The sequence below is a fragment of the Streptomyces sp. H39-C1 genome, assembly GCF_027158125.1.
Classification (GTDB): Bacteria; Actinomycetota; Actinomycetes; order Streptomycetales; family Streptomycetaceae; genus Actinacidiphila; species Actinacidiphila fildesensis.
The window spans coordinates 1-11,965 of the sequence record NZ_JAPVLS010000038.1 but is presented as its reverse complement, the minus strand read 5'-3'; the positions used below and the strand labels follow the sequence as shown (position 1 = coordinate 11,965).

At 70.1% G+C, this 11,965-nt stretch carries 9 protein-coding genes and 2 pseudogenes; 5 read left to right on the top strand and 6 right to left on the bottom strand.

The features are described 5' to 3' along the window. Position 1: 1 nt before the first annotated feature. Positions 2 to 307: a hypothetical protein gene (locus O3W51_RS24270; protein WP_138351769.1), complete on the bottom strand. Its 306-nt coding sequence runs from the start codon at positions 305 to 307 to the stop codon at positions 2 to 4. Between the two features lie 313 nt (positions 308 to 620). Here O3W51_RS24270 and nadE point away from each other — a divergent pair, with 313 nt between their 5' ends. Then, complete coding sequence (gene nadE / locus O3W51_RS24265; RefSeq protein WP_138351768.1) at positions 621 to 1,460, top strand: ammonia-dependent NAD(+) synthetase; 840 nt, start codon at positions 621 to 623, stop codon at positions 1,458 to 1,460. An 89-nt stretch (positions 1,461 to 1,549) separates the two neighbouring features. On the opposite strand, the gene O3W51_RS24260 is transcribed toward nadE, so the two are convergent. Continuing rightward, positions 1,550 to 2,089 (bottom strand): hypothetical protein, encoded by a 540-nt coding sequence (locus O3W51_RS24260; RefSeq protein ID WP_138351767.1) that lies wholly within the window; start codon positions 2,087 to 2,089, stop codon positions 1,550 to 1,552. A gap of 154 nt (positions 2,090 to 2,243) precedes the next feature. Here O3W51_RS24260 and O3W51_RS24255 point away from each other — a divergent pair, with 154 nt between their 5' ends. Together O3W51_RS24255 and O3W51_RS24250 are read left to right on the top strand one after the other, a co-directional pair. After that, positions 2,244 to 3,965: an ABC transporter ATP-binding protein gene (locus tag O3W51_RS24255; RefSeq protein WP_138351766.1), complete on the top strand. Its 1,722-nt coding sequence runs from the start codon at positions 2,244 to 2,246 to the stop codon at positions 3,963 to 3,965. Next, positions 3,962 to 5,707, top strand: coding sequence for an ABC transporter ATP-binding protein (locus O3W51_RS24250; RefSeq protein ID WP_138351765.1), 1,746 nt, complete (start codon positions 3,962 to 3,964; stop codon positions 5,705 to 5,707). Before O3W51_RS24255 ends, O3W51_RS24250 begins: the two co-directional genes overlap by 4 nt. 85 nt (positions 5,708 to 5,792) lie before the next feature. On the opposite strand, the gene O3W51_RS24245 is transcribed toward O3W51_RS24250, so the two are convergent. The 4 genes and pseudogenes from O3W51_RS24245 to O3W51_RS24230 form a co-directional block, all read right to left on the bottom strand. Continuing rightward, on the bottom strand, positions 5,793 to 6,293 hold the full coding sequence (locus tag O3W51_RS24245; protein ID WP_138351764.1) for a gluconokinase: 501 nt from the start codon (positions 6,291 to 6,293) through the stop codon (positions 5,793 to 5,795). Between the two features lie 321 nt (positions 6,294 to 6,614). Next, a pseudogene (locus O3W51_RS24240) lies at positions 6,615 to 7,253 on the bottom strand (dehydrogenase); the annotation flags it as partial. 58 nt (positions 7,254 to 7,311) lie between these two features. Beyond that, on the bottom strand, positions 7,312 to 8,259 hold the full coding sequence (locus tag O3W51_RS24235) for a cyclase family protein (protein ID WP_138351763.1): 948 nt from the start codon (positions 8,257 to 8,259) through the stop codon (positions 7,312 to 7,314). A gap of 22 nt (positions 8,260 to 8,281) precedes the next feature. Continuing rightward, positions 8,282 to 9,795 (bottom strand): annotated as a pseudogene (locus O3W51_RS24230) (glycoside hydrolase family 15 protein). A 252-nt stretch (positions 9,796 to 10,047) separates the two neighbouring features. On the opposite strand from O3W51_RS24230, the gene O3W51_RS24225 reads away from it, so the two are divergent. After that, positions 10,048 to 11,001 carry a DUF389 domain-containing protein gene (locus O3W51_RS24225; RefSeq protein ID WP_138351762.1) on the top strand — a complete coding sequence of 318 codons (954 nt, stop codon included), beginning with the start codon at positions 10,048 to 10,050 and terminating at the stop codon, positions 10,999 to 11,001. Positions 11,002 to 11,069: 68 nt separating this feature from the next. Then, positions 11,070 to 11,965 (top strand): DUF2252 family protein (locus O3W51_RS24220; protein ID WP_269287331.1); only part of this gene is annotated, 896 nt, incomplete at its 3' end.

Sequence of the window (11,965 nt, the reverse complement as noted above, 5' to 3'; positions counted from 1 at the left end):
ACTACTTCTTCCACTGGATGTCGGTGGCCATCAGTGCGTACTTGCCGCACTCGCCATCGAACTTCCAGTACCCGCTGCCGACCCACTTGCCGTAGTAGGTCTTGCCGTTGGCGCACTCGGTCACCGTACGGGCCTTGCCGCGCGTCACGTGGCAGTCGGCGCTCCAGCTGTGGCTGGTGTCCTTCCAGTTCTTACAGGTGTACCCGTAGTCGTTGGCGCTCGCCGCGCCCGGCAGGGCGACGAGCAGACCCCCGGCGAAGACGGCGGTGACGGCAGCGGCTCCGAGGCCGCGTATGACGCGCTTCATGTTCTGATCCCTCTGTGTTACCACCCGCTCAGACGTGCACGGCGCGGGACGGAGCGGGTGAGGCGTCCGGCACCGCTGAGTAAATGATCTTACAGGTCCGCCGCTCAGCGGCGTCGGGGCCCGAGCGTATGGACCGTCAGGACCGCAGCCACCAGCTCTCGTTGCCGGTCTACGGCGGCGTGGGGCGAAGCTGCCGGGCCGCGCCGCGACGAGGCCGTCGGCCTTGCTACCTGCTGCCAGCCGCAGTCCGCGGGAGGTGGCAGCAGGCAGCCAGCATAGAATCTGCACCCCGAACCGACCCCGAGGAGTAGTCGTGACCGTTCCCGCGCCCATAGGCCTGCAGCAGGAGATCGCCCGGGATCTTCACGTCGCCGCGATCTTCGATGCGGAGGTGGAGATCGAGCGCCGGGTGGCGTTCCTGGCCGAGCGGCTGACGACCACCGGACTGCGGTCCTTGGTGCTCGGCATCAGCGGCGGGGTGGATTCCACCACGGCGGGGCGGTTGTGCCAGCTGGCCGTGGAGCGGGCCCGTCGGGCCGGGCACGACGCGACCTTCTACGCCATGCGGCTGCCGTACGGCGTCCAGGCCGATGAGCAGGACGCTCAGCTCGCCCTCGACTTCATCCGGGCCGACCAGGTCCTGACCGTCAACGTCAAGGCAGCGAGCGATGCCGCGCTGGAGGCCTGTCTGGCCGGTGGGGTCGCCTTCCGCGACGAGCGGCACCAGGACTTCGTGCACGGCAACATCAAGGCCCGGCAGCGGATGATCGCCCAGTACGCGGTTGCGGGGGCGCATGAAGGGCTGGTCGTGGGGACCGATCACGCGGCCGAGGCGGTCTCCGGGTTCTTCACCAAGTTCGGGGACGGCGCGGCGGACGTACTGCCCCTTGCCGGGCTCATCAAGCGCCGGGTGCGGGCCGTCGGGGAGGCGCTCGGGGCGCCCGCCTCGCTGGTGTGGAAGGTGCCGACGGCGGACCTGGAGACGCTCGACGAGGGCAAGGCGGATGAGGACGCGCTCGGGGTGACGTACGACGAGATCGACGACTTCCTGGAGGGCAAGCCGGTGAGCGAGCGTGCCTTCGCTTCGATCGTGGGCAGGTACCAAGGGACCGAACACAAAAGGCAGTTGCCGGTGACTCCGCCCCAGGGCTGACCATCGCGGTCGGCGTCATCGCCGCAGGTATTGCCCCCGGGCACGAAGCCCTGGCCTTGGGGCGGGAGATCAGGCCAGGGCGCTGGCCTCTACTGTGCGGGCTGCGCCACCGCCGCAGGCCGGGGGCCGGCCGCGTCGTCCAGTGCCGCGAGGCGTTGGATCTTTCTGCGCACGACGTACAGCGGGATGACTCCGAAGGCGCCGAACGACATGTCGATGACCGACCACCAGAGGGGAATGCCGCGCACGGGTCCGCAGATCAGGGCCAGCGGGATGATCCCGGCGCAGGCGATCATTCCGAACTCGACGACCCAGATGTTCCGTACGGGGTCGCGGTAGGGCCCGTAGAACGCCACGGCGATGACCAGGTGGGCGAAGGCCAGCCAGTCGGTTCCGTACAGCAGGAACGGGTAGTCGGCGTCGGCCGTGTCGAGTCCGGTGCGGACGCGGGTGATCCAGCGGGTGAGCCCGGGGAACCAGTCCCCGAGAGCGGTGGACCCCAGCAGGCTGTCGGCCCAGCGCAGTTCGTGGACCAGTGGAAAGGCCGTCAATCCGCTGAGCGCGAGACAAACGATGAACAGGACGAGCCAGGCGCGTATCTGCCGTAGGGCGGTGCTTCGTTCGCTCATGGCCGCAGCCTACAGCTAATTTGAACGTGTTCAATAGTGTGGATCGGTGGCTGCGTCATCCGGGATGCACCGGCGATGGGAGATCGTGTGCCGTCGCGGCGGTAACGTCCCCCTGGCTGCCGGGCGCCGACCTGCTGGTGGCTAGGGTGCGGGCATGGCCGACACCTTTCACCCGCCTGCTCCGAAGGACATCCGGAGCCCTCTGCGGTTCCTGCTGTGGCTGGTGACCAGCCAGCGGCGGCGGGTCGCCACCGGGGCGTTGCTGGGCAGCCTGTGGATGGTCGGGCTGGCCGTTCCGCCCTACCTGCTGTCCCGCGCGATCGACGACGGGCTGCGGGCACAGGACAGCTCCGCGCTGCTCGGCTGGACCGCGGCGTTGTTCGTCATGGGAGTGGTCAACGCGGTCGTGGGCATCCTCCGCCACCGGACGATGACGAAGGTCCGCATGGACGCGTCGTTCCGCACCGTCCGAGCGACCGTACGGCAGGCCACATCGCTCGGCGCCGGCTTGCGGAGTCAGGCCGGTGCCGGTGAGGTCGTCGCCATCGGGATGGGAGACGTGCAGGTGATCGCCATGTCCCTGACCGTGATGGGGCCGGGGGTGGGGGCCGTTCTCGCCTATCTCGTCGTCGCGGCCCTGCTGCTGTCGATCTCACCGCTGCTGGCCGTGGTGGTGCTGGCGGGAGTGCCGCTGCTCGCCGTCACCGTCGGACCGTTGCAGCGGCGGCTGCTGGGTGTCGGATCCGAATACCGGCAGCGGCAGGGTGCGCTGACCGAACTGCTCGTCGACGTGGTGACGGGGTTGCGGGTCCTGAACGGTCTCGGTGGCAAGGACGTCTACGCGTCCCGCTACGGGCACCGGTCCCGGGAGCTGCGCGAACAGGGCTACCGGGTGGGCGCCGTGACCAGCTGGATCGGCGCGCTGGCCATCGGTCTGCCGGCACTGTTCCTCGCGCTGGTCACGTGGCTGACCGCGCGGATGGCGGCCGAGGGTTCGCTCGCCGTCGGCGACCTCGTGGCGGTGTACGGGTACACCGCCATGCTCGTCACGCCGGTCTACGCCTTCATCGAAGGCGGCTCCGACGTCGCCCGGGGCCTGGTGGCCGCCCGGCGGGTGATCGACTTCCTGGGCCTGCGGCCCGGTCACCTCCACGACACGGGCCGGCTCGATGCCCCGCCGGGGCCCGCTGTCCTGCACGATCCCGCCTCCGGCGTCCAGGTGCCTCCCGGCGCGCTGATCGCGTTGATCGGTGACCGGCCGGCCGACGCGCCCGCCGTGGTGGAACGGCTCGGCCGGTTCACCCCCTCGGACGCCGCATGGGACGGCCACCGTGTCGATGCGATGGCTCCGGACCAGTTCCGGGAGCGCGTCCTGGTCGCCGACAACGATGCCCATCTCTTCAGCGGGACCGTTCGCGAGGTGGTCGCCGGCGGGCAGGCGATCGACCACGAGGCGATCCTGGCCGCGATCGGCAGCGCCGCCGCCACCGACATCGTCCAAGCGATGCCCGAAGGACTGGACTCCGTGATCACCGCGCAGGGCGCCAACCTCTCCGGTGGCCAGCGCCAGCGGCTGCGGCTGGCCCGGGCCCTGTACGCGCGGCCCGAGGTCCTGCTCGCCGTCGAGCCGACCTCCGCCGTCGACGCGCACACCGAGGCCGCGATGGCCGCCGGGCTGCGCGCGGCCCGTACCGGCCTGACCACCGTGGTGACCAGCACCTCGCCGCTGGTCCTGGAGCTGGCGGACACGGTCGTCTATCTCGTGGGGGGCCAGGTCGAGGCGACCGGCACCCATCAGCACCTCCTGCACGCCCGGGCCGACTATCGCGCGTTGGTCTCCCGGGGCGCCGAAGAGGAAGAGGAAGTGTCCCGATGACCGGTCCGCTCCCCGTCGCCGACACCAGGCACGTCCGTCGCACCGCAGGCAGCGACATAGCCGTGGAAAAGGCGGCGTTCGCGGGAATCCTCGCCCTCAACGCTCTCGCCGCGGCTGCCGGACTGGTCGGTCCCTGGCTGCTGGGCACCATCGTCAACACGGTCAAGGCATCGACCGGCCCGGACAGCGTCGGCACCGTGGACCGGACCGCCCTCGTCATCGTCGCCGCCGTGCTGGTCCAGATCCTGCTGTCGCGCTCCGCACTGCTGCTCGCCGCCCGGTTCGGCGAGCGAGCCGCGGCCCGTATCCGCGAGCGGTTCCTGGCCCGCGCTCTCGCGCTGCCCCCGACCGTCGTCGAGCACACACCCACCGGCGACCTGGCCGTACGCGGCACCACGGACGTCGACGCCGTCGCCACCGCGCTGCGCACCACCGCACCCGAGGTGCTCATCGCCACGACACAGGCGCTGTTCATCATCGGCGCGGTACTCGTCCTCGACCCGCTGCTGGGCGTCTGCGGACTGTCCTGCCTGGCCGTCATCGTCGTCGTCACGCGCTGGTACCTCCGCAGGGCGCGCACCGGCTATCTCGCAGAGGGCACGGCCAATTCCGAACTCGCGGAAATGCTGGCCACGACCGCCGGCGGCGCCCGCACGGTCGAGGCGCTGCGGCTGCAGCAGCAGCGGCTGCACGTCGCCGAGGCGGCCATCACGAAGGCCAGAGGCGCCAGGCTGCATACGCTGTGGCTGCGTTCGGTGTTCTTCCCTTCCGTGGACATCTCCTACACGCTGCCGGTCGTCGGCGTGCTCCTGGTCGGTGGCACGCTCTACAACCACGGCGCGGCCGACCTCGGCGAGGTGGTCGCGGCGGCCGTCTACCTGCGCCAGCTCATGGGACCGCTGGACACCGTCCTGCTCTCGGTCGAACAGCTGCAGAGCAGCATGGCGTCGTACGCGCGGGTGGAGGGCCTGGCCGCCGTCCCGGCGGGCCCGACCCCGACGACGGCCGAGCCGGCCGGCGACCGCATCGAGACCGTCGCCGTCACCTACGCGTACCCGAACCTGGGCGACGTCCTGCACGGCATCGATCTCGACGTCCAGCCCGGCGAACGGCTCGCCATCGTCGGACCCTCCGGTGCGGGAAAGTCCACCCTCGGCCGGCTCCTGGCAGGCGTCGACCGGCCCGGCAGCGGCCGTGTCTCGGTCGGCGGCGTCCCTGTCGCCGACCTCCCACCGGACCGGATGCGCCGCCAGATCGCCCTGATCACCCAGGAACACCACGTCTTCCGTGACACCCTGCGGAACAACCTGGTCATCGCGCGCCCGTCCGCTACGGACCTCCAGTTGCGAGCCGCGCTGGAGGCGGTGCATGCCGACTGGATCGACGATCTGCCGTCCGGTCTGGACACCGATCTCAGTGGTGGCGCCCACCGGCTGGACGAGGCACAAGCACAGCAGCTCTCCCTGGCCCGGGTGATCCTCGCCGACCCGCACACCGTGATCCTCGACGAGGCGACCGCCCTGCTGGATCCGGCCGCGGCACGCCTGACCGAGCGTGCCCTTGCCGCCGCCCTCCAGGGCCGCACGGTCATCGCCATCGCCCACCGTCTCCAGACGGCCCACGACGCGGACCGCATCGCCGTCATCGAGTCCGGCGTCCTGACCGAACTCGGCACCCATGACGCACTCGTCGCGGCGGACGGCGGCTACGCGGCGCTGTGGCGATCCTGGCACGGCGACTGACCGTTGCGGGGGCCGTCACGGTGAAGGACGGCAACGAGTCCATCGCTTCGCTTCCCTTCGGGCCGAGTCCGGGGACCGGGGGCGGTCATCCCGGTTCGCCGGCCTCGAAGCGGGCGACGGCGGCCTGGACCGGGCCGATGATCATGTCGATCCCGGCGGTCGCATCGACGGTGAGTCCGGGCTCGTCGGCCCGCAGTGGTTCCAGCGCGTCGTATTGGGAGTCCAGGAGTCGGGCGGTCATGAAATGCCCGGTCCGGTGTGCGATCCGGGTGTGGGCCGTCTCCTCGTCAAGGGCCAGGTAGAGGAACCAGACGCCCGGCCCGGCCGCACGGAGCAGGTCCCGGTACTCCCGCTTGAGGGCCGAGCAGGAGATGACCCCACCCTGGTGGGCACCGGAGGTTTCCCGGATGCAGCGGGTCAGGCTCCGCAGCCACGGTTCGCGGTCCTCATCGTCGAGTGCTTGCCCCGCGGTCATCTTGGCGATGTTCGCCGCGGGGTGGAAGTCGTCACCTTCCACGAAGGGCACATCGAGACGCTGGGCGAGCAACCGCCCGACGGTGGTCTTGCCCGACGCGGCGACACCCATGACCACGACGATCGCCGGTGCTGGTCCTGATCCGACCACAGTGCCCCTCCCGGGTCTGGACAAACCCCACTGCGGAGATCATGCACGGCGGTGGCGCGGTGGGATGTCATGGGCGCCATGGGGCCGGAGAGACGCACCCGGATGGCTCCCGAAGGGGTGATCCAGGTGCCTGCGGTCCGGACGCGCCCCGCGTTGGCCCGTCGGAGCGATATCACTGCGCCCATCGGGCGGGCCGCGCGCGCCGCGCGCTCAGGACAGGACGTCGCCGGGGAGTCTCCATTCTTGGTACCGGATGCACGGCCGACGACGGGAGACAGGCAGGCCACGCACCAGACAGGGGAAGCCGTCCACCCGGTTGCAGCGGATGCACACACTCTCGTGGGTCGCGCGGCCGTGCTCGTCCTGAGTGAGGTTCACGCCGATGGGCAGATGGAACGGGTGCAGCCCGTGCTCCTCCAGGTCGTCGCTGAGTTGTTGGATCCGCGGCTCGTGCCGCACCGCCGGGTAGGTGTACTGGGCGCTGACCTCGCCCTCACCGGGGTCCTCGCCGTGCCGGCCGTGCACGAGGTAGAGGTGCTCGGCCTGCGTGTAATAGGGCTCCAGGTCCTCGTAGCGGATGGGCCACGCGGGGGAGATTCCGCCGTGATGGCGCAGCTCGCCGAAGTCCTCGGGGCGCAGACGGAACAACGCGGCGCCGTAGAACTTGGTGTTGCCTCCGACGTAGTAGTTGACCTCGGGTGGGAACGTGTCACCGTGCTTGTCGTACCAGAACTCCGGGGCCCGGTACTTGCCCTTGACGAAGACCGCCGTCGACTCCCAGTTGTCCCGTTCCCGGGGAAGGTAGCCGCCGCGTTCCAGGATCAGGATGCGCTTGCCGGTGGGGGCGAGCCGGTGAGCGAGGGTTCCGCCGCCCGCTCCGGTGCCGATGATGATGACGTCATAGTGTTCGTTGTCAGCCATGTCGACCACCTCGGGGTCGTGGATCGTTCGAGCGGGCGCGTGCCCAACCGTCTGCTGGTCAGAGAATGGCGATGGGGTTGACGGGGGAGCCGGTGGCCGCCGGTAGCCGCAGTGGCGCAACCACGCAGAGGAACGACCATCGGCCCTCCTGTTCGCAGAGCGGCACCAGGTCCTCGAACTGGAGGTAGTCGAGGAGGTGGAGGCCGAGGGCGTGGATGCCCAGCACGTGCACCGGGAACGCCACGCCGTCCGTAGGGCTCGGGGCGGTGTCGTTGTTGCTGTCGCTGCCCAGGGCCGCCACCTGGCGTTCGGCGAGGAACTGCATGGCGGTCGGATGCAGTCCGGCCCGGGTGTGCGCTGCGTCCCACGGCCCGGCCTCGTTGCGCCGCCGGCGGTGGCCGACCCGCACGAGGAGCAGGTCCCCTTCCCCGACCCGTACCCGTTGGGAGCGCTCGGCGGCGACGAGGTCGTCGGCGCTGACATGGTCGCCCGGTTCGAGCCAGGGGACCTCGCGCAGCCGCGGGATGTCGAGCAGCACGCCCCGGCCGACGATTCCGTTTCTGGCCAGTTCGACCGAGAGGGCCGTGGCGCCGTCGGCGGTGACGGTGGCCGCGGGGACGCCGCCGTGCAGGGTGCCGTTGTAGACGACGTGGCACAGGGCGTCGAGATGACTGTCGGCGTCGCCGTGCACATCCATGCTGAAGTGGTCGGTGGCGAAGTGGAGTCCGGTGCCGTCGGCCGCCGCCTCGGGCGGGCTGGTCAGCCGGTGACCGGCCGGGCGCGGGTTGTCCGGCGTGGGCTCCGTCTCCACAGGAGAGGCGAGCGTGACGGTGCGGCCCGAGCGGACCTCCGCCGCGGCCGCGCGCACCGTGTCCGGTGTCAGGGTGGCCAGGGCACCCCGCCCGCCGCCCGCGCCGGCGGCCCGCCTGCGCAGCTGTTCGTACAGGGCCCCGAACTCATCGAGGCTCTGGCGTGGTTGACGCTCGGACGTGTCCTTTCCGGCCATCCGCATCGCTCCCCGTGCCATCTCAGCCGCGCTGCTTGTCGAGTGCCTCGTCCAGGGTGCAGGCCGCCGTGATGAGCGACAGATGGGTGAACGCCTGCGGGAAGTTGCCCAGTTGTTCGCCGCTCGGTCCCACCTCCTCGGCGAAGAGGCCGACGTGGTTGGCGTAGGTGTGCATCTTCTCGAACGTGTACCGCGCGGGCCGCAGCCGTCCCGCCCGGGCAAGTGCGTCCACGTAGAGGAAGGTGCAGAGGCTGAAGGTGCCTTCGGAGCCGCGCAGGCCGTCGGGGGAGGCGGCCGGGTCGTAGCGGTAGACCAGGCTGTCGGAGACCAGCGTGCGGTCCATGGCGTCCAGGGTGGAGAGCCAGGACGGGTCCCGGGGGGCGATGAATCCGACCCGGGGCATCAGCAGCAGCGAGGCGTCCAGGACATCGTCCCCGCCGTAGTGCTGCACGTAGGCCTGTTCCTTCTCGCTCCAGCCGCGGGCCATGACCTGCTCGAGGATGGCGTCGCGGGCGTTGGTCCAGCGGTCGGTGTCGGCAGGCCGGCTGAACTCGGCCGCCAGGCGCAGGCCGCGGTCGAAGGCGGCCCAGCACATCACCCGGCTGTACGTGAAGTCCTGGCGCCCGCCGCGGGTCTCCCAGATGCCCTCGTCGGGCCGGTCCCAGGAGTCGGCCAGCCAGTTCAGGCCCGGATGGAGAGTGAGCCATCACGGACCCAGGTGTAGCGGTAGTCCCAGTTCCGTTCGCCGCCGACCTGTTCGGGCAGGCCCATGGTGGCTGCGGCGACGGGTGCGCCGGTGGGGGCGTAGGTGAGCAGCTTGAGGGTGATGGCGGAGCGGTTGACCATGTCGGGCCAGCGTCCCCGGTAGTTGGAGCCCCGCACCCACCTCTGCCAGAAGTCGGCGGCATCCCACAGCTGTTGGGTGATCCCGTCGACGGTGGGCGGCGGCGGGAGCTGCCCGTCGCCGTCGCCGTCACAGACGGTGAACACGGCCACCGCCTGCTGGCCGACGTTCAGGGTGATCGAGCCGCGCACGTCCTCGCCGTCCCGCTCGAGCGGGACGGTGCTCTGGAGGTATGCGGTGACGCCCGGTGCCCGGAAGGTGGCGCCGTCGGGAACCAGGTCCAGTTGGTGGGCGGCCCGGGCGTAGTCGAACCGTGGCCGGCACTCCATGTCGAACCGGACCGTCCCCCGAACCGTGCGTACGGCCCGTATCAGCGTGTGGCGGTCGCTCGGGGTGCGGCTGCGGTTGGGCGGCATCCAGTCGATCACCTCACCGACGCCGTCGGGGGACATGAAACGGGTCACCAGGATGGCGGTCTCGGGGTAGTACAACTGCTTGCACGATGCATCCGGGTTGCTGGCCGTCACCCGGAAGTATCCGCCGCGGTCGTGGTCGAGCAGCGCGGCGAAGACGCTGGGGGAGTCGAAGCGTGGGGCGGCGAACCAGTCGACGACGCCCTGCGAGGAAACCAGAGCGGCGGTCTGCAGATCGCCCACCAGTCCGTGCTCGGCTATGGGGGGGTAGCGGTCCATGAGAATCCAATCTCCGACATATCACTACCTGATCCACTGTCCGACAGGCGCCGCAGGCGCGCCTCTGGGGATTCCACCACCGCTTCCGACCTGCTCTGACGTGCTCCGACGCGCTCCTGGCGCCACGTGCTCCGGATTGCGGAACGCCGTGCCTGCGGTGTTACTGGAAGGACCGTCCGACCCATGATTTTCGACGGCCCGGCTCCCGGCCGAGCGGACACGGACGGGTGCCGGAGCGCGTGGAGGTTCAGGATGGACATGATCCATGTGCGCGCGGTGAGCCCGCCGGACCTCACGAGCGAGGTGGTCGACCTGCTCGCCGGCGACCCTTGCGTCCTCAACCTGATCGTGCAGACCGGCGCCGCGCGAAACCCGGACGGTGACGCGATCGCCTGTGACGTGCTCACGGGAGGGGCGAACGAGGTTCTGCACGGTCTGCGTGCGCTGCAGGTGGACCGCCGGGGCTCGATCGTCATCGAACCGGTGGACATCGCCTTCTCGGGACGGGCGACCGACGCCGGAGCGCAAAAGCTCGGGCCACTGACCCGCTCGCCGGTCTGGGAGCAGGTCGAGGCACGGATCTGGGCCGAGGGGAGGTATGCGCCGAGCTTTTATCTCTATCTGGTCATCGCGGGACTCATCGGTTCGGTCGGGATCGTCACCAACTCCCAGATCCTGATCGTCGCGGCCATGGTCGTGGGTCCCGAGTACGGCGCCATCGTGAGTATCGCGCTGGGCATCGACCGGGGCGACCGGGGGAGGGTCCGGAAGGGCCTGCTCGCCCTGTTCGTGGGCTTCCTGCTGACTGTCCTCATCACCTTCCTCTTCAGCCTCCTCATCCGTGCCTTCGACCTGCAGTCGCAGGCCTTCACCGCGGGGCTGCGGCCCGTCTCCAACCTGATCAACACGCCCAACTTCTTCTCGTTCGCCGTGGCGGCCCTTGCCGGGATCGTCGGCATCGTCTCGCTGACCGAGGCGAGGACGAGTGCCCTGCTCGGCGTGTTCATCTCGGTCACGACGATCCCGGCCGCCGCGGACATCAGCGTTTCGGTGGCGTTCACCAGCTGGAGCAACGCCTGGGGATCGCTCGTCCAACTACTGGTCAACATCGTGGTGCTGATCGTGGTGGGCACCGCCACGCTCCGCTGCCAGCGGGCGATCTGGCGGAAGGTCGGCGCCCGGCACGCCCGCGCGGAGCAGCGGTAGCGCTCAGATGATGCCGGAAGCGGTCATGTCCGCGATGATCCGATGTGAGTGCATACAGGAGGTATTCGATGACCAAGCGCCCCGCCGCGATGATCCGCCCCCTACCTGAGGCGACGCCTGCGGAACGAGCGGCTCGCGGCAGGGCGGCCCGTCGTGACGTGCCCCGTTCGAGTCATGCCGAGTTCTCGCCGCAGGCGAGCCGGCCCGATCCGCTGGGCATCCTCGAGAGCCAGTCGGCCACACGGGTGCCCGAACTCGTGCCGATCCGCTACGGGCGGATGATCGAGTCGCCATTCCGCTTCTACCGCGGCGCCGCCGCGATCATGGCCGCCGACCTCGCCACCACCCCGGACTCGGGAATCAGGACCCAACTGTGCGGAGACGCACATCTGCTGAACTTCCGCCTGCTCGCCTCGCCGGAACGCCGCCTGCTCTTCGACATCAACGACTTCGACGAGACGCTGCCCGGTCCCTGGGAATGGGATGTCAAGCGACTGGCTGCCAGCCTCGTCATCGCGGGCCGGGCCAACGGCTTCGCGGACGCGGAGCGGGCCGACATCGTGCGGGCGACCGTACGGTCCTACCGGGAGTCGATGACCCGGTTCGCGGGCATGGGCCATCTCGCCGTGTGGTACACGAAGATCGACGCGGATCGTCTCCAGGAAGTGGCGGCCGAACAGCTGGCCAAGCGCGGCCGCAAGGGCGTGGCGCGAGCGCTGGCGAAGGCCAGGACCCGGGACAGTCTGCAGGCGTTCGACAAACTCACCGAGGTGGTGGACGGGCAGACCCGGATCGTCGCGGACCCGCCGCTGCTCGTGTCGCTCGACGATCTGCTCCCCGACATCGAACGCAGCGCCCTGGAGGAGGAGTTCCGCCGGCTGATCGAGAGCTACGGCCGTAGCCTCGCGTCGGACCGGCGCTCCCTGCTCGCAGGCTTCATCCAGGTGGACGTCGCCCCCAAGGT